The organism is Acinetobacter sp. YH12021, from assembly GCF_013420145.1.
Classification (GTDB): Bacteria; Pseudomonadota; Gammaproteobacteria; order Pseudomonadales; family Moraxellaceae; genus Acinetobacter; species Acinetobacter towneri.
The window spans coordinates 77,126-101,806 of the sequence record NZ_VOYT01000007.1 but is presented as its reverse complement, the minus strand read 5'-3'; the positions used below and the strand labels follow the sequence as shown (position 1 = coordinate 101,806).

The 24,681-nt window shown below is 41.3% G+C and carries 27 protein-coding genes; 21 read left to right on the top strand and 6 right to left on the bottom strand.

The annotated features are described in order from the left end of the window. Together mltG and pabC are read right to left on the bottom strand one after the other, a co-directional pair. Positions 1-1,065 carry an endolytic transglycosylase MltG gene (gene mltG, locus FTT91_RS07940; RefSeq protein WP_180169235.1) on the bottom strand — a complete coding sequence of 355 codons (1,065 nt, stop codon included), beginning with the start codon at positions 1,063-1,065 and terminating at the stop codon, positions 1-3. Then, the gene (gene pabC, locus FTT91_RS07935; RefSeq protein ID WP_004971738.1) at positions 1,058-1,891 is read right to left on the bottom strand and encodes an aminodeoxychorismate lyase; all 834 of its coding nucleotides are present in this window, start codon (positions 1,889-1,891) and stop codon (positions 1,058-1,060) included. Before pabC ends, mltG begins: the two co-directional genes overlap by 8 nt. 159 nt (positions 1,892-2,050) lie before the next feature. Between pabC and FTT91_RS07930 the strand changes: the two genes are divergently transcribed. From FTT91_RS07930 to FTT91_RS07900, 7 genes are all read left to right on the top strand, one after another. Beyond that, entirely contained in the window at positions 2,051-3,058 is a 1,008-nt protein-coding gene (locus tag FTT91_RS07930) for a sulfate ABC transporter substrate-binding protein (protein WP_180169234.1), read from the top strand. Positions 3,059-3,379: 321 nt separating this feature from the next. Then, positions 3,380-3,985, top strand: coding sequence for an alpha/beta hydrolase (locus FTT91_RS07925; RefSeq protein WP_180169233.1), 606 nt, complete (start codon positions 3,380-3,382; stop codon positions 3,983-3,985). Between the two features lie 87 nt (positions 3,986-4,072). After that, a complete protein-coding gene (gene cysT / locus FTT91_RS07920) occupies positions 4,073-4,906 on the top strand; it encodes a sulfate ABC transporter permease subunit CysT (RefSeq protein ID WP_096901107.1) in 834 nt (277 codons plus the stop codon). Continuing rightward, a complete protein-coding gene (cysW, locus tag FTT91_RS07915) occupies positions 4,903-5,796 on the top strand; it encodes a sulfate ABC transporter permease subunit CysW (RefSeq protein WP_096901108.1) in 894 nt (297 codons plus the stop codon). Before cysT ends, cysW begins: the two co-directional genes overlap by 4 nt. Before the next feature lie 11 nt (positions 5,797-5,807). Further along, on the top strand, positions 5,808-6,869 hold the full coding sequence (locus tag FTT91_RS07910) for a sulfate/molybdate ABC transporter ATP-binding protein (protein WP_168417798.1): 1,062 nt from the start codon (positions 5,808-5,810) through the stop codon (positions 6,867-6,869). Between the two features lie 52 nt (positions 6,870-6,921). Next, positions 6,922-7,845, top strand: a complete 924-nt coding sequence (locus FTT91_RS07905) for a CysB family HTH-type transcriptional regulator (protein ID WP_178318841.1) — start codon at positions 6,922-6,924, stop codon at positions 7,843-7,845. 187 nt (positions 7,846-8,032) lie between these two features. Continuing rightward, complete coding sequence (locus tag FTT91_RS07900; protein WP_180169232.1) at positions 8,033-9,214, top strand: outer membrane protein transport protein; 1,182 nt, start codon at positions 8,033-8,035, stop codon at positions 9,212-9,214. Positions 9,215-9,270: 56 nt separating this feature from the next. Here the strand turns inward: FTT91_RS07900 and carO are convergent, their stop codons facing one another. Then, the gene (gene carO / locus FTT91_RS07895) at positions 9,271-10,017 is read right to left on the bottom strand and encodes an ornithine uptake porin CarO type 2 (RefSeq protein WP_167845897.1); all 747 of its coding nucleotides are present in this window, start codon (positions 10,015-10,017) and stop codon (positions 9,271-9,273) included. A 298-nt stretch (positions 10,018-10,315) separates the two neighbouring features. Here carO and dapD point away from each other — a divergent pair, with 298 nt between their 5' ends. From dapD to FTT91_RS07870, 5 genes are all read left to right on the top strand, one after another. Further along, the gene (gene dapD / locus FTT91_RS07890) at positions 10,316-11,137 is read left to right on the top strand and encodes a 2,3,4,5-tetrahydropyridine-2,6-dicarboxylate N-succinyltransferase (RefSeq protein WP_004971762.1); all 822 of its coding nucleotides are present in this window, start codon (positions 10,316-10,318) and stop codon (positions 11,135-11,137) included. A gap of 80 nt (positions 11,138-11,217) precedes the next feature. Then, complete coding sequence (queE, locus tag FTT91_RS07885; RefSeq protein ID WP_136144777.1) at positions 11,218-11,928, top strand: 7-carboxy-7-deazaguanine synthase QueE; 711 nt, start codon at positions 11,218-11,220, stop codon at positions 11,926-11,928. A gap of 89 nt (positions 11,929-12,017) precedes the next feature. After that, positions 12,018-12,689, top strand: coding sequence for a 7-cyano-7-deazaguanine synthase QueC (gene queC, locus FTT91_RS07880; protein ID WP_136144778.1), 672 nt, complete (start codon positions 12,018-12,020; stop codon positions 12,687-12,689). 13 nt (positions 12,690-12,702) lie between these two features. Then, positions 12,703-13,107, top strand: coding sequence for a hypothetical protein (locus FTT91_RS07875; protein ID WP_004971768.1), 405 nt, complete (start codon positions 12,703-12,705; stop codon positions 13,105-13,107). A gap of 70 nt (positions 13,108-13,177) precedes the next feature. Then, positions 13,178-13,636 carry a peroxiredoxin gene (locus FTT91_RS07870; RefSeq protein ID WP_096901114.1) on the top strand — a complete coding sequence of 153 codons (459 nt, stop codon included), beginning with the start codon at positions 13,178-13,180 and terminating at the stop codon, positions 13,634-13,636. Between the two features lie 78 nt (positions 13,637-13,714). Here FTT91_RS07870 and FTT91_RS07865 read toward each other — a convergent pair whose 3' ends face one another. Beyond that, positions 13,715-14,287: a nicotinate-nicotinamide nucleotide adenylyltransferase gene (locus tag FTT91_RS07865; protein WP_096901115.1), complete on the bottom strand. Its 573-nt coding sequence runs from the start codon at positions 14,285-14,287 to the stop codon at positions 13,715-13,717. A gap of 411 nt (positions 14,288-14,698) precedes the next feature. Between FTT91_RS07865 and FTT91_RS07860 the strand changes: the two genes are divergently transcribed. Together FTT91_RS07860 and FTT91_RS07855 are read left to right on the top strand one after the other, a co-directional pair. Continuing rightward, positions 14,699-15,499: an enoyl-CoA hydratase-related protein gene (locus FTT91_RS07860; RefSeq protein ID WP_096901116.1), complete on the top strand. Its 801-nt coding sequence runs from the start codon at positions 14,699-14,701 to the stop codon at positions 15,497-15,499. A gap of 149 nt (positions 15,500-15,648) precedes the next feature. Then, positions 15,649-16,425, top strand: a complete 777-nt coding sequence (locus tag FTT91_RS07855; RefSeq protein ID WP_180169231.1) for a nitroreductase family protein — start codon at positions 15,649-15,651, stop codon at positions 16,423-16,425. Between the two features lie 540 nt (positions 16,426-16,965). On the opposite strand, the gene FTT91_RS07850 is transcribed toward FTT91_RS07855, so the two are convergent. Continuing rightward, entirely contained in the window at positions 16,966-17,283 is a 318-nt protein-coding gene (locus FTT91_RS07850) for a YqfO family protein (protein WP_104851742.1), read from the bottom strand. Positions 17,284-17,547: 264 nt separating this feature from the next. On the opposite strand from FTT91_RS07850, the gene FTT91_RS07845 reads away from it, so the two are divergent. From FTT91_RS07845 to ruvB, 3 genes are all read left to right on the top strand, one after another. Further along, positions 17,548-18,888 (top strand): deoxyguanosinetriphosphate triphosphohydrolase, encoded by a 1,341-nt coding sequence (locus tag FTT91_RS07845; protein WP_019837718.1) that lies wholly within the window; start codon positions 17,548-17,550, stop codon positions 18,886-18,888. Between the two features lie 129 nt (positions 18,889-19,017). Then, the gene (ruvA, locus tag FTT91_RS07840; protein ID WP_180169230.1) at positions 19,018-19,620 is read left to right on the top strand and encodes a Holliday junction branch migration protein RuvA; all 603 of its coding nucleotides are present in this window, start codon (positions 19,018-19,020) and stop codon (positions 19,618-19,620) included. 242 nt (positions 19,621-19,862) lie between these two features. Beyond that, positions 19,863-20,870 carry a Holliday junction branch migration DNA helicase RuvB gene (gene ruvB, locus FTT91_RS07835; RefSeq protein WP_004971787.1) on the top strand — a complete coding sequence of 336 codons (1,008 nt, stop codon included), beginning with the start codon at positions 19,863-19,865 and terminating at the stop codon, positions 20,868-20,870. 82 nt (positions 20,871-20,952) lie between these two features. Here the strand turns inward: ruvB and FTT91_RS07830 are convergent, their stop codons facing one another. Then, on the bottom strand, positions 20,953-21,531 hold the full coding sequence (locus tag FTT91_RS07830) for a hypothetical protein (protein WP_004971789.1): 579 nt from the start codon (positions 21,529-21,531) through the stop codon (positions 20,953-20,955). Positions 21,532-21,759: 228 nt separating this feature from the next. Between FTT91_RS07830 and ybgC the strand changes: the two genes are divergently transcribed. Genes ybgC through tolA form a run of 4 tightly spaced genes read left to right on the top strand, consistent with a single transcriptional unit; the run spans position 21,760 to position 24,536 of the window. Then, positions 21,760-22,167: a tol-pal system-associated acyl-CoA thioesterase gene (ybgC, locus tag FTT91_RS07825; protein ID WP_004971791.1), complete on the top strand. Its 408-nt coding sequence runs from the start codon at positions 21,760-21,762 to the stop codon at positions 22,165-22,167. Between the two features lie 27 nt (positions 22,168-22,194). Then, on the top strand, positions 22,195-22,893 hold the full coding sequence (gene tolQ, locus FTT91_RS07820) for a protein TolQ (protein ID WP_180169229.1): 699 nt from the start codon (positions 22,195-22,197) through the stop codon (positions 22,891-22,893). Beyond that, positions 22,893-23,345, top strand: coding sequence for a protein TolR (gene tolR / locus FTT91_RS07815; protein ID WP_180008341.1), 453 nt, complete (start codon positions 22,893-22,895; stop codon positions 23,343-23,345). The genes tolQ and tolR overlap by 1 nt, the downstream gene beginning before the upstream one ends. A gap of 3 nt (positions 23,346-23,348) precedes the next feature. Beyond that, positions 23,349-24,536 carry a cell envelope integrity protein TolA gene (tolA, locus tag FTT91_RS07810; RefSeq protein ID WP_180169228.1) on the top strand — a complete coding sequence of 396 codons (1,188 nt, stop codon included), beginning with the start codon at positions 23,349-23,351 and terminating at the stop codon, positions 24,534-24,536. The last annotated feature ends 145 nt before the right edge of the window (positions 24,537-24,681 follow it).

Sequence of the window (24,681 nt, the reverse complement as noted above, 5' to 3'; positions counted from 1 at the left end):
TTATTCCCCTGATTTTTTCGCGCGCAGTACATTTAAATATTCCTGCACGGCACGGTTATGATCTTGCAAATTGGTGCTAAATTTATGTCCACCATTACCTGTCGCGACAAAATAAATGTTGTCAGATTGGTCTGGATGCATCGCCGCTTCAATGGCTTTTTGACTTGGCAAGGCAATTGGTGTTGGCGTTAAGCCACTCATGGTATAGGTATTGTATGGCGTTGGCGTGCGTAAATCCTGACGGGTAATATTGCCCTGATATTTATCGCCCATTCCATAAATAACAGTTGGATCGGTTTGTAAACGCATGCCTAGTTTTAAACGGCGTACAAATACCCCAGACACTTGCTGCAACTCAGCATCGACATTGGTTTCTTTTTCAATAATTGAGGCCATAATCAAGGCTTCATATTTATTTTTATAAGGTAAATCTGCTGCTCGATTATTCCAAGCATCATCTAATGCTTTCATTTGACGCTGATATAAATCGGTTAATATTTTACGGTCAGTTTCACCTTTGGCAAAGAAATAAGTATTCGGCGCAAATAAACCTTCGGGATGTGTAAAAGGAATATTTAAAGCTTTTAGCATTTGATCATATGGCAAATGCGACACTTCTTTGGTGACCAACTCATCTTTCTTTAACGCATCAATCAATTGTTTAAAAGTCGTGCCTTCGATCACCAAAATACGGTTCATTTGTGCATTTTCAGCATTGGCGATCATTTCCATAACCTGACGTACACTCATACCCTGACGAACTTCATACACGCCTTTTTTCATGCTGTCGTGAATCATCACCCGTTGATAGAGTTTTAAAACAATTGGAAAATTCACATGATCTTGTTCTGCCAAACGATCAATAAAACGTGAGTAAGTATCACCATCATTAATTGCCAATAATTGTTTTTTGCCTTCAATAGGATAATCTTTAAATAAGCTTGACCATAAGATCATGCCAATGACCAAAAACAGTCCGAGTACAAAAATAAGCGCACCCTGAATAGCACGCTTAGACCATATAGGTTTGGTTTTCTTTTTAGATTTTAATGGACGCTTAGACATAAGAATGAATCTGATTCAGTTGAAGTTGCTTAAATAGTTCCACACACGGCTGCACATCTAAAACCTGCTGCCCTAAATGGCTGACAATTTTCATGGGCGTTAAGGCATTACAGAAAAACAGACTTTGAATCTGCGCAATTTCCGAAACATGAACATCACGCTGTTCACAATGCAAATTCTGTTGTTGCATGCGCGATAAAATTTCTGCCCGCATGACACCGTGCACGCCATTATAACCAAGTTGCGGGGTAATCCATGTATTGTTTATACGAATGAAACAATTACTACTCACACCTTCAACCACACTGCCCTGTACATCAGTAACCAAAGCTTCTGTCCAGCCTTTTTGATCGGCTTCTTGTTTGAGCAATACCTGTTCAAGTCGGTTTAGACTTTTCAGCCCAACTAAATTCGGCATGCTTAGTCCAATCGCTTGTGCCAAGATGCCACTTTGAATGATGTCATAATGATATGCCGTATCTAAAGCCGCTTGTACTTGTGGATAGAAAAACACCCAAACATCGGCAGGATGATCAGGCAAGCTGTAGCCACGCTGCCCCACACCACGACTTAAAACAATCTTCAAAGTACCATTTAACTCGCCATGCGCCTGCTTTAAAATTGTCAGCGTTTCAGTGATTAACTCAAGATTGGCATTTAAAGAAAGTTGGCGATTGGCATATTGCAAACGCGCCAAATGGCGGTCAAATAATTCAATTTGATTTTGGCGAAAACGTGCAGTGCTAAAGCATCCATCACCATAATGAAACGCGCGATCTAACACATGAATCTGCTCGGTAGGCTTGGCATTTTTATAACACTGCATAGAAAAGTACTCGTTATTTATCTCTAAACATAGAAAACAATGAAGAAATTTATATTTATCATTTACTGATATTCACCGCATTTTAAATTATTTTTTCAGCAAATAGACTACAGATATGCTTGCCTCATTCAACAACATATTTAATACCTGAGGTCAAACATGAACTTTACAAAACTGAAAATTGGACTACTGGCGGCAGTACTTTCGGCAACAACCTTGAGCGTTTCTGCAAAAGACTTTCTGAATGTTTCCTACGATCCAACCCGTGAATTATACGATAACTTTAACAAAGATTTTGGTACGTACTGGAAAAAAGCCACGGGGCAAAACATTAACTTTAAACAATCACATGGCGGTTCGGGCAAACAGGCGCGTGCGGTGATTGATGGTCTAGGTGCCGATGTCGTGACTTTGGCACTGGCTGCCGATATTGATGAAATTGCCAAACGCGGTCTATTACCTAAAGACTGGCAAAAGAAATTTCCGCACAACTCGACCCCTTATACATCCACAATTGTATTTTTAGTGCGTAAAGGCAACCCGAAAGGTATTCGAGATTGGGGCGATTTGGTCAAACCTGGTGTGGAAATCATTACTCCAAATCCAAAAACATCTGGCGGTGCACGCTGGAACTATTTGGCAGCGTGGGCATGGGCAAAACATCAACCTGCGGGCAATGATGCTAAAGCGCAAGAGTTTGTTCGCCAAATTTATAAACAAACCAAAGTATTGGATTCAGGCGCACGTGGCTCAACCACCACTTTTGCAGAACGTGGCATTGGTGATGTTTTGTTAGCTTGGGAAAATGAAGCCTATTTAGCCGTGCGTGAACAACCGGGTAAATTTGAGATCATCACGCCTTCTCTATCTATTTTGGCTGAACCGCCTGTGGCGATTGTAGAGAAAAATGTGCAAAAAGATGGCAATCAACACTTAGCCAAAGCCTATTTAAACTATCTCTATTCGCCTGCGGGTCAAAACATTGCTGCGAAGAATTATTACCGACCACGTAATGCTACGGTGTTGGCACAATATAAGTCGCAATTTAAACCATTGAAGTTGGTGACTATTGATCAAGAGTTTGGTGGATGGAGCAAAGTTCAGAAGCAACACTTTGAAAATGATGGAATTTTCGATCAGATTGTCAAAGCCAACCAAACCAAATAATACTCCGAAAGGTAAATCATACCAAAGCTCTAGCTGAAAACACCCAAATTGAAAAATGCGGGTGTTTTCACAAACGCATTTTTACCTGATTCACATATATCTCTTTTATTCATATAAAATTCATTTTTAATTATTTTTTTTGCATAGAAACTCTAGTTATCCTTGTTGCAGATTATTTAAAACATGAATTTTACAGCATTATCTTACTGAGTTTTGAATCCAAGTGATTACATCCATAACTGGAACAGGATGGCTTCAATTCACAGTTAAGCGTTATTCAGATCATCATTTTTAGTTTGAAATATGCGAAGGAGCATCGACATGATTCATACCGTAATTGTTCCAGGTGTAGGTGGCAGTGAATATGCACACTGGCAATCTTGGTTACAACGACAAATCATGTCTTGCTCGCGTGTAGAACAGTCAGACTGGAATAGCCCCATTTTACAGAACTGGGTTACCGAGTTTGTCAAAATGGTAGCCTCAATTCAGGACGATATTCAAATTGTGGCACACAGTTTTGGTTGTCTAACCACGTTAGCGGCATTAGCACAGCACACTGAGCTTCAGGCGAAAATTAAAAATGTGGTTTTGGTTGCGCCTGCCAACCCTGCCCGTTTTGGTGAGTCTGGTTTTGCAGAACACAGTCAAAGCAATTATTCGGCATATTTTCAGCAACTTAAATTGGCTGTACCAACACGCTTACTGATTAGTGAAAATGACCCGTGGCTAAGTTTTGCAGATGCACAGGCACTTGCCCAAGCATGGCAATTAACACCGATTAATTTAGGACAAGTGGGTCATATTAATGTTGCATCAGGCTTTGGGGCATTTCCTGAAATTTATGATTATTTGATTGCAGAAAATATGCAATCACATATCAGTATTTCTGATAACAACAAGTATTTATTCAAATTTGCAATTTAATCTTCGCAAATTATGCTTGTGCCGAATTTATCTTTTACTTTTATCTGTTTGTTTTCAAAAACTCATTCTCTCTTTTGAGGAGTCATCATGTCGCAGCGATCCAAAGTGCTGCCAGGATTTGGTCTTTCTCTAGGCTTTACCCTAGCGTATTTATCCTTAATTGTTCTTATTCCCTTATCGGCTGTATTTATTAAATCGCTGGGTATCGGTTGGGATGGTTTATGGGAAATTTTAAGTTCAGAACGTATCCAAAAATCTTTGCAACTCAGTTTTAGCGCTGCGCTCATTGCAGCCTTTATTAATGTCGTCTTCGGCTTATTATTGGCATGGTGTTTGGTACGATACAGCTTTCCGGGCAAACGTATTATAGATTCTTTGGTCGATTTACCTTTTGCATTGCCTACTGCAGTTGCGGGTATTGCCCTGACTTCTTTATACGCACCGACTGGCTGGATTGGACAATATTTAGAACCATTAGGCATTAAAGTCGCGTATACCCCTATCGGGATTACCCTTGCCCTGATTTTTATTGGTATTCCATTTGTTGTGCGTACCGTGCAACCCGTACTCAGTGACTTAGAAACCGAGTTGGAAGAAGCTGCATCTGCGCTAGGGGCTAACCGCTTTCAAATTGTCACCAAAGTGATTTTCCCTATTTTATTGCCTGCACTGATTACAGGTTTTGCCCTCGCATTTGCGCGTGGCGTGGGTGAATATGGCTCGGTGATTTTCATTGCAGGTAACCAACCATTTAAAACTGAAATTGCACCCTTAATGATTATTTCTCGTTTAGAAGAATATGACTACGCAGGTGCAACCACAATTGCTGTGGTGATGTTGCTGATTTCTTTTGTCATGCTGTTCTTAATTAACTTATTACAAGCATGGGCAAGTCGTCGCACAGGGAGAGCTGCACGATGAGTTTAAATACCAACAGCAATGCTTTGGCTGAAAAACTACAATCACGCGATGCAACACGTGAACCGACTTGGGTACGCTATACCCTGATTGCAATTGCCTTCATTTTCTTCTTAAGCTGTCTGATTTTGCCGCTGATTTTGGTTTTTGTAGAAGCCTTTAAACAAGGCATTGGTGTCTATGCACAAGCATTGGTGCATCCTGACACTTTATCGGCAGTGAAATTAACCTTACTCACTGCAGCCATTGCCGTACCTTTAAACGTGGTATTTGGTATTGCCGCAGCGTGGTCAGTGGCGAAATTCAATTTCCGTGGTAAGTCGATTCTCACCACCTTAATTGATATGCCTTTTTCAGTTTCTCCTGTCATTGCAGGTTTAATGCTAGTCCTGATTTTTGGTACACAAGGTTGGATGGGCGGCTGGTTGATGGAACACGACATCAAAGTTTTATATGCCGTACCTGCAATTGTGATTGCCACCATCTTCATTACTGTACCTTTTGTGGCGCGTGAATTGATTCCTTTAATGGAAGCGCAAGGCACAGAGGAAGAAGAAGCTGCGATTGTATTAGGTGCATCGGGTTGGCAGACCTTCTGGAAAGTCACTTTGCCAAATATAAAATGGGGTTTAATTTACGGCGTGATTCTGTGTAATGCCCGCGCAATGGGTGAGTTTGGCGCGGTATCTGTGGTATCGGGGCATATTCGCGGAGAAACCAACACCCTACCGCTGCACGTCGAAATTCTCTATAACGAATATACCTTTAGTGCTGCGTTTGCGGTGTCCTCTCTCTTGGCACTTCTCGCGATTGTGACCCTGATTTTAAAAACTTGGGTTGAAATTCGCCAAGAAAAGCAAAACCAACGCAATGAAGATTCAACTGTTTCTTAAGGAATGACCGCATGAGTATTCAAGTTAAAAATATTGAAAAAAATTTTGGTGCATTCCATGCACTTAAAGACATCTCCCTCGATTTTCCAGATGGCCAACTGGTGGCGCTGCTTGGGCCTTCAGGCTGTGGTAAAACCACCTTGTTGCGTATTATTGCAGGATTAGAGTCGGCTGATCGTGGGCAAGTGATATTAGAGGGTCAGGATGCAACCGATGTGCATGTGCGCGAACGTCAAGTTGGATTCGTTTTCCAACACTATGCCCTATTCCGCCACATGACCGTATTTGACAATATCGCATTTGGTTTACGGGTACGTCCACGTGCAACCCGACCTTCAGAAGCCGAGATTAAAAAGCGTGTTATGCGTTTACTCGACTTGGTACAGTTAAGCTTTTTAGCAGACCGTTATCCTGCGCAGTTATCGGGTGGACAACGTCAACGTATTGCTTTGGCACGTGCCTTAGCGGTAGAACCACGCGTATTGTTATTGGATGAACCTTTTGGTGCGCTTGATGCCAAAGTGCGTAAAGAATTACGTCGTTGGTTAAGAACTTTGCATGATGAATTACACATCACTTCAATTTTCGTGACCCACGATCAGGAAGAAGCACTCGAAGTTGCCGATCAAATTATTGTCATGAACAAAGGTAATGTCGAACAAATTGGTTCACCGCGTGAAGTGTATGAACAGCCTGCAACTCCGTTTGTATTTGACTTCTTAGGTCAAGCCAACCGTTTTGAAGGACAACATCATCAAGGGATTGTGCAAATTGGTGAAGATCGCGTACAACTTCTCAATCAACCAAATGCACCACAAGGCAAAGTGATTGCATTTGCGCGTCCAGATGAGTTGCATATTCATGCCCAACCACAGGAAAATACCATTCAAGCGACCTTCTTACGTGAGGTTTGGATTGCTGGTAAAGTAGTTGCAGAATTGCAAGATCGTCAAGGGAATTTGATTGAAATTGCACTCACTGCAGATGAAGCGAAACTGCACCAATTCCGCCCAAATCAAACGGTTTGGTTAAGTGTAACCACTTTACATTTATTTGAAAATCAAGTCGCATAAGGACATCAAGATGGAGCCTAACCCGCTCCATCCTTTTTAGGGTTGCACCACTATGAACTTCCAACAACTTAGAATTATTAGAGAAACCGTTCGTCAAAACTTTAATTTAACCGAAGCGTCTGCGGCACTATACACTTCTCAATCGGGCGTGAGTAAGCACATTAAAGACCTTGAAGATGAACTTGGTGTGCAGCTTTTTGTGCGCAAAGGCAAACGTCTATTAGGTTTAACCGAGCCAGGACAAGCGTTGCTAAGTATTGTCGAACGCATGTTGGTTGATGCAGATAACATTAAACGCCTTGCTGATGACTTTAATAAAGTAGATGAAGGCACGCTCACCATTGCGACTACACATACCCAAGCGCGTTATGTGCTGCCGCCTATTGTGAATTTGTTTAAAAAAGAATTCCCTAAAGTACATTTGATTTTGCAACAAGCCAGCCCTGTAGAAATTGCCGAAATGCTGCTGCAAGGTGAAGCCGATATTGGTATTGCAACTGAATCTCTAACCACTGAAGAGAACTTAGCAAGTGTGCCTTATTATGACTGGTGTCACAGCATTATTACCCCACAAGATCATCCTTTAGCCAGTAAAACTGAGATCAGCCTGACCGATTTGGCAGAATATCCAATCATCACTTATCACGGCGGCTTTACGGGACGTTCTAAAATTGACAAAGCATTTACCGATGCAGGAATTGATGTCAATATCGTCATGTCTGCACTTGATGCAGATGTCATTAAAACCTATGTTGAATTGGGCATGGGCGTAGGTGTGGTGAACAATGTGGCATACGATGCAGAACGTGATTACCGCCTAAAACAAATCCAGACTGATATTTTTGGGGTAAACACCACGTGGATTGCGGTTCGCAAAGGACACTTACTACGTGGTTACGGCTATGAGTTTATTTCTTTATGTGCACCGAATGCCGATATTAAAGCTTTAAAACGTATCGCCTATCCTGAAGAATAAAACAATAATGCATAAGAGAGCCTAGGCTCTCTTTTAGTTCTCTGGCAAAATTCTTGCTGATCTAAATGCCTAGAAATAATCAAAATAATGATTTTAATTTATCAGAAACATGAATAAAATATAATCAACAATAAAAAACGTAATTTGATTTTAAACACAATTGTATAATTTAGACCAAGGACGTAACATGAAATTTCACATTTTTGTTGGATTGCTGTGTGTCCTGCCGCTAGGTTATGCCTCTGCTGCCGCTTTAGAACGCAGCGGTCAATCGGTACATGCATTATTTGAAAAAGGAAATTATGCGGAAGTCGCTTTGCTACACGTGGATACCAATATTTCAGGTCAGGTACAGCATCAACAAAATATTGCCGAATTAGGCGTTCAAGATTTTTCAACAGGCAATTTAGTCAATAATCAACACTTCATCCAAGCTGCATTAAAATTACAACCACATCCACAAATTTCTGTGGCGTTATTATTTGACCAACCTTTTTTTACGGATGTGGATTATCAGTTCAAAACGACTCACCCCTCTTCAGAAATTGCAGACGTTGAATTCGATTCAAACAACATGACTGCACTGGTTGGCTATCAACCAAATGCAAACTGGAATCTGTTTACGGGTGTGAGCTACCAATCCTTTTCAGGGAATCTCAGAATTGGTACACACGTCGAAAATTATTATTTTGATTATGATGTGCACTTCCCTAAAGATCACGCATGGGGCTGGCTGGCAGGTATCAGCTATCAACTTTCTGAATATGCATTTAATACTGCAATTACCTACCGCTCTAAAATTAAGCACCATACCAATGCTAGTGAAAGTTTTTGGGGGTTTCCTCTAGAGATTGCACCACAGCATACGACTACTATTCAGACACCAGAATCGATTAATCTAGATTTTCAAACAGGTTTACCTGCCCAAAATTTTCTCTATGCATCCTTAAGATGGGTGAATTGGCAAGATTTTGAAATTCAGCCCATACAATATGCTGCAATGCTACAGCAAGTATCCAATATGAATTTAAACCTGATTGATTACCAAAAGAATCAATGGTCGACCCGTTTGGGGGTTGCCCATCAATGGTCATCCAAATGGATCACTGCGGTGGAAGGATTGTGGGATTCTGGTGCGGGTAATCCTGCCTCAAGCTTAAACCCTGTAGACGGCTATGTTGGTGTGGGTACGGGCGCGGTTTATCACTTTAACCCTAAAACGTTTATGATTGCGGGTCTGCATTATTTGTACTTTACCAAACCAGAAAAGACACAACCACAGTCGTTAATCACCCAAATCTCAAGTTTTTCTTCACTCGAACAACGTGATGCTTGGGTTTATCATTTGAAATTGGCACACCGCTTTTAAGACACAAAAAACGAGCCGAAGCTCGTTTTTTGAGGTTTAGCTAAAGCCAATGGATATTACCAGTGGTAACTTACACCTAGTTTCGCTACTGGCAACCATTTATATTTATCTTTTTCTGAAATATCATTTTCTTGAGTACTCAGAGCTGCACCAAGAGTACGGCCATCACTTCCGATCAACCCAGGATTACTAGAATTTAGATTTACGTCTGGATTACCAGTGTAATAAGCACCGACTTCACCAAACACTCCCCAGTTTTCATTGATTTTTGGCGCCAAACCTAAACCGACATAAGGAGCAAATTGGTTATCGTAACTTAATTTACCATCAATGTTAACACCGTTTGCACCACCATTGAAGCGGCTACCGTCTACTTCTACCGATGCATTTGTACCCACGCGCTTAGTTAAATCATACTGATTATCAACGTAGCCCACACCTGCTGCAACGTACATCCCCTGTGCCCAACGGTTAGTACTTTCACCCCATGGACGAATCTCAGCATTTAAATAAGCCAATTTGTTATCCATATCCATGTCATATTTAGTGCCATTAATAGACAAATCATCTGACCATGAAATGTCACCACCGTTGTAACCCAGCGCTAAACCAACGTATGGGTTTGCAGTCCAAAGTAAGGCACCGCCATAACCTGTTGTACCTACTTCAGCACGCACACCTGTTGGAATTAATTGGTTACGATCAAACGCATAGCCATCTTTTACCACAGCTGTATCTGCCATTGCAGAACCTGCAACTGCTGCCAATACCGAAGCGGCTAAAATTGTATGTAAAGTTTTCATTGTGTTTCTCCTCAAACTAAAACTTTTTGAATTTTCATTCGTTTTGTCATGAGAAAACTATAGAGCATGTTGCGGTCAGCTTTTATGCAAAATTTACCCCGTTTTTGTTATTTTTTGATACAAATTTATTCTTATTGTTTATTGCAAAAGCATTTATTTTCAAAACTTCAACAATTTAGCGCGCAACTTAACTTGTTTATCTTACTAAGGATAAATTCCAATCTGTTCCAATTTTTATCTATTCCTCACTCAATATAGTGTAAAATCTTTGGAAAATTTTTTTCTGGTAAGAACATCGATGTCTCAGCTTTCAACAATCATTGAACAAGCATTTGAAGACCGCGCTAATTTCAGCGCTGCAGATTGTCCCGCTGAAATTCGTCAGGCAGTTGAACAAGCAATTGCAGGTTTAGATAACGGCACATTACGCGTTGCTGAAAAAATTAATGGTGAGTGGATCGTTCACCAATGGTTAAAAAAGGCAGTTTTGTTATCTTTTAAACTCAATGATAACAAGCCAATTGAATCTTGCGATTTGCGTTTCTACGACAAAGTAGACACGAAATTTACAGGTTGGACTGACGAGCAATTCAAACAAGCAGGTGTGCGTGTTGTACCGCCAGCAGTTGCACGTAAAGGTTCATTCCAAGCCAAAAATGTGGTGTTAATGCCATCTTATGTCAATATTGGCGCTTATGTAGATGAAGGCACCATGGTTGATACATGGGCAACTGTAGGTTCATGTGCACAAATTGGTAAAAACGTGCATTTATCGGGTGGTGTAGGTATTGGTGGTGTACTTGAGCCACTTCAAGCAAACCCAACTATTATTGAAGACAACTGCTTCATTGGCGCACGTTCTGAAATTGTTGAAGGCGTGATTGTGGAAGAAGGTTCTGTCATTTCTATGGGCGTTTATATTGGTCAATCGACTAAAATTTATGACCGTGAAACTGGCGAAATCCATTATGGTCGTGTACCTGCAGGTTCGGTGGTAGTTTCTGGCAACCTGCCTTCTAAATGTGGCACTTATAGCTTGTATGCTGCTATCATTGTGAAGAAAGTAGATGCGAAAACCCGTGCAAAAACCAGTTTGAACGACTTATTACGCGAAGACTAAACTTTTTTTAGTTTTCTCCATCTCTACGGCCAGCAATGACCGTAGGGATTTTTGTTTTTTTACATACTGTGATGAATTTTATGAATACCCTCCGATCTTCCGCTATTCCTGTTTCTGATCCGTCTGCGGGTTTACGCATTACGGAGATTTTCTATTCGTTGCAGGGCGAAGCCAATACATCAGGCTTGCCAACCGTGTTTATTCGTTTAACGGGTTGTCCATTGCGTTGCCATTACTGTGATACCACTTATTCTTTTGAAGGTGGCGAACGTCAATCTTTAGATGACATCATCCAAACCACGCTAGAATTTAAAACACCGTATGTATGTGTGACGGGCGGTGAACCTCTGGCTCAACCGAATGCACTGCCACTCATGCAACGCTTGGCAGATTTAGGTTGTGAAGTGTCTTTGGAAACCAGTGGAGCTTTAGATATTTCTAAAGTGGATAACCGTGTGTCGAAGGTGCTGGATTTAAAAACCCCTGCATCGGGTGAAATGTCACGCAACTTATTATCAAATTTAGATTTTTTAAACCCACATGATCAAATCAAATTTGTGATTTGCAATCATGACGATTATCTTTGGGCGAAGCAGCAAGTTGAGCAATATCAGTTGCATAAAAAAGTCGATACAGTGTGGTTCTCCCCTGCATTTGCTGTCGAAAAAGGTGCAGTCGCCTTGCCACAACTTGCACGTGATTTGGCACAGTGGATTTTAGCCGACCATCTCCCTGTTCGTTTCCAATTGCAATTACATAAATTGCTTTGGAATGATGAAACAGGTCGTTAATCTCCTCACGAATCCCCATTCGTATTGACGTCAATCTTCACACTTTTGCTCAAGTTCTATCGCTATATTTTAAAATTTGGAGTTCAATTATGCGCCCTCGTGCCATTGTATTGTTATCTGGTGGATTAGACTCAACCACGTGTTTGGCATGGGCACAAGCGCGTTATGAATGTATTGCACTTAGTTTTATGTATGGTCAACGCTCGACTACAGAGCTAGATGCTGCACGTGCCTTGACTAAAAATGCAGGCATTGAGCATCGTGTGATTAATATTGATTTAGGCAACTTGGGCGGTTCTGCCCTGACCGATCACAGCATTGAAGTACCTGATCATGAGCAAGAAGGTATTCCTGTGACTTATGTGCCTGCGCGTAATACCATCTTCCTGTCTTATGCTTTGGCAGCTGCCGAAGTTTTTGATGCAGAAGCAATTGTGATTGGTATTAATGCGGTAGATTATTCGGGCTATCCTGACTGTCGTCCTGAATTTATTGATGCTTTTGCCAATATGGCACGCTTGGCAACCAAAGTTGGTGTAGAAGGCAAACCGTTAAAATTTGAGACACCTTTGTTACATTTATCCAAAGCAAATATTATTCGCTTAGGTATTGAACATGGCGTAGACTATAGTCAAACGGTTTCTTGCTACCAAGCAGATGACCAAGGACGTGCTTGTGGTAAATGTGACAGCTGTCGCTTACGCAAACAAGGTTTTGCCGATGCCGGTGTTGCAGACCCAACGCGTTATATACCGTCATAACAAGGTAAAGTGTATGAAAAATTTAAAATCAAACATTATAGTTTCTGCGATTATGTCTGTTGCTGCATTATTCGCAACAACGACACACGCAAATAATGACAAGTTGCAACAAGCATATAAAAGCACCAATGTAAAAGCAGCTTTAATTAATGTTTGTAAAGAAGAAACTGCAAAAGGCAAAAAACTGACTACAGCTGAAGTAAGCAAATATTGTACTTGTGCAGTAGAAGCAGATGGTAAATTAACCAACGCTCAAAAATGGGAAATTCAAAGCGCAATTAACCAGAAAAAGAGCCCTGCGACTTTAGCTTTTGTACAAAAGCAAAATAAAGATTTGCAAACTTGTTTTGGTCCTCAGCTTACAGGTAAATTAAAAACCTTAACTGAAGAAGCAATGAAAGCGGCTGAGAAAAAATAATTTTTCTTAACAATTTCAACTAGCCACTTTATGTGGCTAGTTTTTTATGTGCATGATTTTGGAGAAAAATATGAGCACGACAATTCAATTACCAAATCAAGCTTTTCCTGCAACCACAGGCGAAGTCAATTTAACCGAACTTGGTACAGATTGGTTAGTGGTGTATTTTTACCCGAAAGATTCTACCCCAGGCTGCACCACACAAGCTGTCGATTTTACTGCGCTAAAGCCACAATTTGATGCGCTTAATACCACCATCATTGGCATTTCGCGCGACTCAGTCAAAGCCCATCAAAACTTTACCGAAAAACAATCTTTAGGCATCAACTTGATTAGCGATAAAGAAGAAGTATTGTGTCAGTTGTTTGATGTGATTAAAGAAAAAAATATGTATGGCAAAAAAGTTATGGGCATTGAACGCTCTACTTTTATTTTCCATCAAGGTCAATTACTGAAAGAATATCGTAAAGTCAAAGCTGCAGGACATGCCGAGCAAGTGCTTGCGGATTTAACCGCTTTACAGGCTTAATTTTCAGCCTCTAAAAAAACACAATGTTCTGGATGATTGAAAGCTTTTTCAATCATCCTTTTTCATTTAAAAACTGGATTACTCCGTCAAATTACTGCTGTCCTGCTGCTGGTATTTGTCTTGTAATTGACGATAAATTTCCGTGTTTTGAAATGCGGTTAAGAAATCAATTGTGCCTTGCGGGAAAAAATTAGGCTGTATTTCCCCACGATAATAAGCCTCACGTGCAGGCGTAGCAGACATGGCATCTTGCAAGCTGTCTAATTCTACCATCTCCCATTCAGGGAAAAACTTTAAATAATAAGACGAGTCATCTTTAAAATGCCCAATTAAACCAACACGATCTTGCGGTTGAATCAATTCACCGACTAAAGATTTGACTAGTTTTTGCCATTTTTCATCATTGTAGACATCTACGACATGCACAAACTTAATCCGTTCTTGCATCTCAGGTGAAAAGTTAGACAAAATCATCTGCTCACGTTCTTTGGCTAAAAACGGATTTTTTAAATTGCGCTCATTTTGTGCAGAACCTAATGCCAAAATCACATAATGACTACGTGCTAACGCAATTTGAATGGTTTGCAAATGCGCCAAATGAAATGGCTGAAAGCGGCCAATGAAAACCAAATAATCAAACGTATATTGCATAATAAATACGCCAATCCTAATTTTGATAACAACATGATGCTATCTGATACGCGGAAATGTCATCCACAACCTGCGTGGTATCAACTCATTATTGTTTTTGCAAGATAATAAATCAAAAACAATAATTGGGCAGGTTTCGTGGATGACAAATGGTTTTGCCTACTTTTGCCAAAACAAAAGTAGGTCGAACCGAAGGTTAATCCTAAAATAGAATTAATAGAGGTTAAGATTCCGCCTTGCTTATTCATTTTTTAAATGAACAACCCCAAATTCTAAATAAATTTCACATTGAATTAGGAACGCAAATCTCATCATTCACTAACTTTTTATGAACTCATGAGTTGTGCCAGCGCTGCGAATTTGCGACATAATGAGCCATAAATTCAAACCAATCAAAGCAAGGATAGTACGATGACACTGAGCTGTATTCAACAACCTCACCCACATTTGAATGCGAATTTAGACAATGGCGTACTGACTTTAGCCATCAACCGACCAGAAGCAAAAAACGCGCTGTATGGTGAATTATATTTGTGGATTGCACAAGCCTTAGATGAAGCAGATCAGTCCAACGCAGTACGTTGTGTAATTTTACGTGGCACAGATGCAGATTTTAGTGCTGGCAATGACATGCAAGACTTTATGAAGTCTGCTGCACTTAAAGGACAACTACCTGCTGCCGAAGGCCCTCCATTCATCTTATTAAAATCTGCAGCTAAGTTTTCTAAACCGCTGATTGCAGCTGTACGTGGGGTGGCAATTGGCATTGGTGTCACAATTCTATTACATGCAGATTTGGTATATAGCGACAATACTGCCCTATTCCAAATTCCATTTGTGAGCTTGGGCTTATCGCCTGAAGGTGCATCAAGCAAACTTCTAGTAGAACAAGCAGGCTATCACAAAGCGGCTGAACTGTTGCTAACTGCACAAAAATTCAATAGCGAAACGGCATTATCGGCAAATTTAGTTAATAGCATTGAAACCGATGTCTATGCAACGGCGCAACAAAAAGCAGCACAATTGGCAGCTTTACCATTGGCATCACTTAAACAATCTAAAGCCCTCATGAAACATAATGTCAATGAAATTGTGGCGTGGATTGACCATGAAGCAGAGATTTTTATGCAACGTGTCGGCTCAGCAGAAATGATGGAAGCGGTGCAGGCCTTTATGCAAAAACGTAAACCTGATTTCAGCCAATTTAATTAAACGTTGTTTAACTGAAATGCGATTAAACTCATTTCAAGTAAACTAGACGTTTTAAACCACATTCATCTTGGCTGAATGTGGTTTTTTCTTTATTCGCCCCCATATTCTGCAATGAGCTGTCAATCATTAAAAAATTGAGGAAAATTGTAATGTCTAATCCAAATCCAGCCGATGTTAAAGCTGAAAAAAAAGAACGTTATTTTGAACCTGCACCACAAGATATTGATGTAGAAAACTTTAAAAAAGTCATTCAAAGCCGTCGTTCGGTGCGTAAATTTACCGACAAAGCCATTCCTGTTGAAGTGTTGGATGATTGTTTAGATATGGCTTTATTGGCACCGAACTCATCTAATTTACAACCGTGGACTTTTGTCGTGGTGCAAAACCCTGCCAAGAAGAAACAACTGGTTAAAGCCTGCTTAGGACAGCTTGCTGCTCGCACTGCAGCAGAGCTAATTGTGTGTATTGCACGCACAGACCGTGTTGATGAAATGGCAAAAAAGAACATCAGCGAGTTTCCTTTTCCTGAAGCACCTGCAGCAGTCAAAAAATATTACAAGTTTATTCCTTATAACTACATGACTGGCTACTTAAACGCAGTAGGTAACTTTAAGAAAGTCGCTTTCAAAATTGCACGTAGTTTAGATAAACAATTACCTGTAACTGTATTTAACCCTGCCGATGCCAAACTTTGGGCGAGTAAAACCACTGCACTCGCTTGTGAAAATATGGTCTTGGCCCTTCGCGCACACGGTTTTGATAGCTGTATGATGGAAGGTTTTGATGAGCCGATGGTACGCAAACTCTTAAAACTGAATGAACAACAATTTCCAGTGATGGTGATTGCTGCAGGTGAACGTGCCGAAGATGGTGTCTTTTTCCCGCAATACCGTTTTGACCGTGACCTGTTTATTCAGAAAGTCTAGGGGCTGTTAACATTTCATAAATGGCTTGCGCTGTAGGCTAAAACTGAGCAGATTAGGCATGAAACGCAAGGAATAACGAGACTATTGCCAAGTTTCATAACGTAATCTGAGAAAGTTTTAGCCACATGAGCAAGAACAAAGCGCTGCTTTGTTTGCTGCGCAAGGGGACGAGCATATTTTTTGCTGCTATTGCGTTATGAGTCAGTCATTTAGAATAACTAAATTTCCTGCCCCATGCCTTATATCAGCTAAAAAACCTTGCGAGATATATCTCTCACGTCGCAAACATAGATGAAGTGTCAACAGACCCTAATATTTCAACTGTATTTTTAAAACCTAGCCACATTTTGACTCGTGATAAGGCGACAAGGATGTCGCCCGTTAGACTGTGGTACAGGACGTACCATCAGTCTAACAGAGGGCTTTTGTTACTTTTCGCCCGTGAAAAGTAAAATCTATCTACGCAACTTATATTTGCCCCAATCCATATATGAGTGATCGTACAATTCTATTTTTCTTTAAAAATTGGTATTTAAGTCTTTAAAAATTAATATCTAAAAGTTGCATAAACTCAAAGGCAGGCTCTTCGTAAGGATGGCTTGCCTTGAGCGCTTTTGCGACTGCCTGAGCATTTTGCTCAGGTACAATGGTTTCCACGCGCCATTCGGCAACGTGTTCCAAAGCATCTAACTCACCAATAAACGGATTTGCTCCTTTGACAGGCTTAAATTGCCCTGTGCCTAAAACCTGCCATGCACAATGTTCATAATTGCCAATTCCACCTGCACCCGCTGCAAAAACCGCCAGTTTAGTTTCTTCAAGATGAGATTCAGGCACATAGTAAATCAGTTTGAGCATATTTAAACTTCGCTATCCATTTCACAATTAATTAGAAATTAGCATAAAAATTTGAGCATTGTTGCTATTTTGGCAACCTATACGCATCATCCAATCCTCAATTTATACAGTTCCCCAAAAAAACTTTAAAGTACGCTTCGCCACAAACTTATCCCCCATTTTGTATGAATTTAGATTTAAAAAGACAAGCCATGTCGCACGCCCCTAGAGCTTTTGTCATTTTTTTGGCATGATGCAAAACAAGCACATAGTGAATAATGATAAATGACTCAAATGCGTTGGTTAGAACTGCTTTCCACAGTTCGAATTGGTAGTAAAAAACAAAGTACAGAACAGGCGCGCAGCCCTTTTCATAAAGATTATGACCGTATTATTTTTTCGCAAAGTTTTAGACAACTAAACCGTAAAACCCAAGTCCATCCACTGACTCAACACGATGGTATTCACACTCGCCTGACCCATTCTTTAGAAGTGTCTTGTATTGGACGTTCATTAGGGATGCTGGCTGCAGAAAAAATCAAAGACCATTTGCCTATGTGGATTTCCCCTGCCGATGTCGGTGCGATTATTCAAGCCGCTTGCTTGGCACATGATATTGGTAATCCACCTTTCGGACATGCAGGCGAATATGCCATTCGTGAATGGTTTGACGATGCTTCACACGGCAATTTTCTCGCCAAACTTAGTGATGAGGAAGAAGCCGACGTACGTCAATTTGAAGGCAATGCGCAAGGTTTACGTCTACTCACCAAAATTGACTATCATCCAAATGATGGCGGCATGCGTTTAACCTATGCCACTTTAGGCGCTTATTTAAAATATCCGTGGCTCTCCAAAACCATTGCCGAACAAGGCAACCGCCCTGCCAATCAACGTGATAAATTTGGTTGTTACCAAGCTGAAAAAGAAATTCTCAAACAAATTGCAGAACAACTTGGACTGATTCAATTGGGCGATTATCACTATTGTCGTCATCCACTGACATATTTATTGGAGGCAGCGGATGATATTTGCTATGCCTTAATTGATTTGGAAGATGGCATTATTTTAAACATGCTCAGCTATGAAGAAGTTGAACCGATCTTTTTAAACTTGATTGGTGACTACGGTATTCCAGCAGAACTGGCGATGGCACGTACCACATGGCAACAAAAAATTGCCGCTTTGCGTGGTCGGGTCATGAAGCGTTTAGTCGATGAAGTCACCACAGCGTTTGCCAAACACCATTTTGAAATCCTAATGGGACAACTTAAAGGCAGCCTTTTACAGTATTGCTCAGCAGATATTGAAATTGGTATTAATCGCGCCAAAGACTTAGCGCGTGAGAAAATTTTCGAGCATCCGCAAAAAGCTGGATTGGAAATTATTGCGCATCAAAGTTTACAAAATATTTTGGATGCGTTTATTCCGCTCACCACACCCCATAAAACCCTAAGTTTTAAAGAACAGCGTTTAATGTCCATCTTGCAACGCTCAGGGGCAGATTTTGCGCATAATCACTATGACAATATTATGCAAGTCTTGGATATTATCTCCAAGTTTTCAGATCACCAAGCCTATAATTTATCGCAAGAATTACAAGGCAATAAGGTTGGTCTGCTATGACGAATCACATGTATATCAATAACTTATATAAGATTGACGTAGAATTTAAGCACGAATTTTGCCTTTTGTGAAAATGCGCTCTACTATGCGAACAGCAACTTATTTTAAATCAATCAGTGAATCACAAATATGATCGGATGTCTTATTGGCGAAGTATTGGCTTTAGAAGCACCAACCGTGTTACTGAACGTGAATGGTGTGGGCTATGAAATTGACACGCCACTCACCACATTTTGCCAATTACAAAAAGGGCATAAAATTACCCTGTGGACGCATTTAGCTGTGCGTGAAGATGCTCAATTGTTATATGGCTTTTTAGAAGCCCAAGAAAAAACCATTTTCCGTACCTTACTCAAAGTCAATGGTGTCGGCCCGAAAATGGCACTGGGTATTTTATCGACCTTGAGTGTCGAGTTACTGATTCACACCGTAGAACATGAAGATATTAACACCCTGATTAAAGTGCCAGGTGTGGGCAAAAAAACTGCTGAACGTTTAATGATTGAATTACGTGATCGCTTTAAAGCCATGTCCAACGAAGTGAGCAGCAGCAATTCCACAATGACTCAAATCCAGTTTACAGGCAATTCTGCTGTTGCCGAAGCCGAAGCCGCTTTACAATCTTTAGGTTATAAACCTGCCGAAGCACAAAAACTGATTAATGCAGTCAAGGGCGATTTTACTGAAGCCAGTGATATTATCCGTGCAGCATTAAAGTCGATGAATAAATAAAAGATGCCAACAAACCTAGCGTAAGTTCATCTTTCCAATATTGGATACATGACTGGCGACATGGATGTCGCCCGTTGAGTTGGGGTATAGGGATATACCCTCAACTCAACATAAGATTTTTGTTACTTTTGATCTTTCAAAAGTAAAATCATGCCTTCGCAAAGGCATTTAAACGCAACTCATACTTTGAGGCTGTGCATGCAGCATCAAAATGCCCAGCTCAAGAGATTAGTTAACACGATATGCAAGACCGTCTAATCAGTGGTTCTGAAAAACCCGAAGATCAAATTGATCGCGCCATTCGCCCCACCTCACTCGATGACTATATTGGGCAACCTGTAGTGCGTGAACAAATGGAAATTTTCATTGGTGCAGCCCGTGGACGCGCAGAAGCATTGGACCACACCCTGATTTTTGGACCACCAGGTTTAGGTAAAACCACACTCGCCAATATTATTGCCCGTGAAATGGGCGGCAATCTTAAATCTACTTCAGGGCCTGTCTTAGAGCGCGCAGGCGATTTAGCCGCCATGCTGACCAATCTTGAAGAAGGCGATGTGTTATTTATTGATGAAATTCACCGTCTTTCACCTGTGATTGAAGAAATTTTGTATCCAGCGATGGAAGATTATCAACTGGACATCATGATTGGTGAAGGGCCTGCAGCACGCTCCATTAAACTGGACTTGCCACCATTTACCCTTGTCGCCGCCACCACACGCGCAGGTTTACTCACCTCACCGTTGCGTGACCGTTTTGGTATTGTGCAGCGTTTGGAATTTTACTCGGTTGAAGATTTGACCCATATTGTCAAACGTTCGGCAAGTCTAATGGATGTGCCAATGACCGATGCAGGAGCCAATGAAGTCGCTCGTCGTTCGCGCGGTACACCACGTATTGCCAACCGATTATTGCGTCGCGTTCGTGACTATGCGCAGGTCAAAGGCACAGGTGAAGTCACGCAAGAGATGGCACAACGTGCGCTAGATATGCTGAATGTCGATAAAGATGGTTTAGATACCTTAGACCGTCGTTATTTATCAATGTTATTAGAGCGTTTTGATGGTGGGCCTGCAGGTGTGGAAGCTTTGGCCGCTGCTATGGCTGAAGACTCTGGCACTTTGGAAGATGTAATTGAACCATACCTAATTCAACAAGGTTATGTAATGCGAACCGCTCGCGGGCGTATTGCCACCAATATGGCGTATTTACAATTTGGGATGACACCGCCAGAGCCAAAAGAAAAATAGCTCAAAGGAAAAAATAGCTTAAAGGGAGCTATCTCCCTTTAAGCTATTAAATATTTAGGTCAATTGGGTCTGTAGATAGACCCTAATTTTCAATAATACGCACATCTTCAACAAGCATTAATTCACACGCGCCCGCCCCTGTATCATGACGGCTTAAAGAACTGCGCCACTGCCACCCATCTGCGGCAGTAACTTCAACCAATTTACCTTTCAAATAAATCAAATCATCTTCATCAATCTGTTTTAACTGTGTCGCAATCGCGGGTGTGGCAGGAATTAAATGCGTATTAGCGCTCAAACTTGCAATCTCTTGCACAGGAATCGGTGGTGCTTGTTCATAACGCCAATGATACCAACGGTTGCTTTGACGAATAGACAACTGTTTATACACTTCAGGCTTGGCCATTTCGCCCCATCCCAAAGCAAAATCGACAGGGCTAAGTTCGGCTTCACGTCCAAAATTATAATTTTCACGTGACAATACCCGAAACTCACCTTCATAGGTTTCCAAAGCTTGAATGGTATAGTCTTTAAATTGATGCACTTGCTGCGATGACTGATAGGTTGTGCTATCCGCAATTCCTCCATCTGGCTGGAACAGCGTCATCCACAACAAATACAATATGGCAATTACCACAAAAAATTTAACTAAACGGCTCATGTGCTGCTCATTGGGGTGGATCATCTGCATGTATCAGGCAGGCAGCTAATTTTAACTTAAAAGCATGTTTGAAATCTTGTGCCATTGGACGAAGCGTTGAGAATGATAAACTGCCACGCTATACACAGCTTGACTTATAGCCCCGATTCACGTCAATTTCACAGACACGGCGTAAGCTATAAGTATTGCTTATCAAACAACTTTGCAACATTGAAGCGGAACATCATCATGGCGAATAAATTTGAATTTAAAATTCGTATCTATATGGAAGATACTGATGCAGGCGGCATTGTTTACCACGCCAACCATATTCGCTTTATGGAACGTACCCGTACCGAATGGCTTCGTGCATCGGGTGTTGATCATTATTGGCATCAACAAGATTACAACTTTGTCGTGCATAAAATTAACGTGAAATATTCACGTCCAATCTTAATGGATGACCTAATTACTGTTACAGCAAGTGTAGTTTCGTGTAAAGCGTCATCATTTGTATTGCAACAAAATATTTATCGTGGTGAAATCATGCTTGCATCTGGCGAGGTTGAATTGGCCTGTCTTGGTTCAGATATGAAACCACGTCGTCTGCCAGATGAAATTCGTAGCCTTATTCTGAAAGAATTAGGACAAGATTAAAAAAATGAATTGGCACATGTAGTAACTATGGCAACACAACTCGAATCATCTCTTCAAGTATCAGATCTTATTTTACAAGCAAGTCCTGTTGTTCAGCTGGTAATGCTCTCGCTGCTTTTAGCATCATTATACAGTTGGTATCTGATTGCCAAGTTACACATGTGCTATAAAAAAGCACAGGCAGATGATCAGCATTTCCAAAAAATCTTCTGGTCTGGTGCAGAATTAAATACGCTTTACAACAACGCACAGCTCAATTCAAAACGTGTCGGTTTGGAAGATATTTTCTATCAAGGCTTAGGTGAGTTTTTAAAACTCAAAAAGCGCCAAGCGCCTGCAACACAAACCATTGAAGGCACAGAACGTATTTTACGTGTCGGTTTAAGCCGCGACCAAGCTCAACTTGAACAAGGCTTAGGTGCATTAGCCAGCATTGGTTCGGTTGCGCCATACGTTGGTTTATTTGGTACCGTCTGGGGCATTATGAATGCCTTTATTGGACTGGCAGATGTCGATCAAGTCACATTGGCAACAGTCGCACCAGGGATTGCCGAAGCCCTCATTGCCACAGCCATTGGTTTATTTGCCGCCATTCCTGCGGTACTTGCCTTTAACCATTACACCGCCAAAGGCGAAGCGATTTATTCTGATCGTGCTTTATTTGCCGAAGAAATGGTGGCTTTATTACAACGTCAATCTTTAGGCAATACTAAGGATCACGACTAATGGCCATTCAACGCTCAGGACGCTTCGAGCGCATTAAGAAACCACTCAAAAGTGACATGAATGTAGTGCCCTATATTGATGTCATGTTGGTGTTATTGGTGATTTTTATGGTTACTGCACCGATGATTACCAGTGGGATTCAAGTCGATTTACCTCAAACCAATGGCAACCCAATTGAATCGAAAGATGCCCCTGCTTTGGTAACTTTAGATAAAGATGGACGATACTCGTTAAAATATAAAGATGTTGGTTCTAACCAACCTATTTCACTTGAAGAACTTACAACAATACTCACTCAAGCTCAGGAACAGGCTAAGACTGAAAATAAAGAGTTTAGAGTAATTATTGAAGGCGACAAATCACGCTCTTATGGTGAAGTTATGTCACTGATGAACACACTTCAAAACACAGGTTTAACCCAAGTTGGATTGCTGACCGAGCCTTTAAAGTAATTTATGAAAGATTTTAAAAAGCCACCTTTTCAACAAAAAGCTATCGCGATTGGGTTCACTGTAGGTGTCCACCTTGTCGCAGTGGTTGGCTTGCTTTATTTGGGCATGAGTAAAGCACCCGAGCCGCCTAAACCCATTAAAACGGTATTAATAAAACCAGAAGATTTAAAACCCTTATTAGAAACTGAATCTGCTGAAACCACACATGAAAATGTAGCAGAGCAAATTACTCAAACAGCCGAGCCTGCTCTTGAACCTGCCCCTGTCATTCCAACACCTGCAGCGGCTCCTACGCCACCCGCTCCTCAAGTTGATACACAAAAAACTGCACAAGCAGCAGAGGCTCAAGCACGTGCAGAACGACAAGCTGCTGAAGCCAAACAAATTGCAGAGCGACAAAAACTAGAAGCTGAACGCTTAAAAGCTCAACAAGCACGCGCCGAAGAACGTGCTCAACGAGAAGCTGACGCCAAAGCAAAAGCTCAAGCCGATGCCAAAGCACGTGCTGAAGCAGATGCTGTACGTCGTAAAGAAGCCGAAGCCCTGAAAAAAGCAGAAGCGGCAGAAAGACGTCAACTCGAAGCCAATGCAGCAGCAAAACGCAAAGCTGAAGCAGATGCAAAAGCCAAAGCAGATGCCGATGCAAAACGTAAAGCTGCAGCAGATGCAAAAGCCAAAGCTGATGCCGACGCAAAACGTAAAGCTGCTGCAGATGCAAAAGCCAAAGCTGATGCCGACGCAAAACGTAAAGCTGCTGCAGATGCAAAAGCCAAAGCTGATGCCGAAGCAAAACGTAAGGCTGACGCAGATGCAAAAGCCAAAGCTGATGCCGAAGCGAAGGCACGTGCCGATACTGAAGCCAAAGCCTCAGCTGCCAAACAAGCTGCAGAAGAAGCTGCTCAGAAAAAGGCTGAAGTACGACGCATTGCATCCACTGCTAAACGCGATTTCGAAAATAAAATCAGACGAGCGTGGGATACTCCAGCTGGTTCTTCGGGTCAACGTGCAACTGCCCGCGTGACTTTAAGTGACAGTGGCGCAGTTCAGTCTGTCGTGGTTAATTCTAGCGACCCTGACATGAAAGCCAGTGTAGAAGCTGCTGTTCGTGCTGCCGCACCTTATCCGATGCCATCAGACCCAGATGCACGACGCGAAGCACGTAGCTTCACCTCTACCTTTACAGCGCAATAAGTTACCAGTTAGCCGAATAACATCTATCTGGCTAACTCCTTCTCAAAATATTTACGAGTATAAATAAATTTAAATTTTCACAGTGTTATAACAGTTTTATTATAAATTCATGCTTTCATTCCTACCAAAGCATGCCATTATGTAC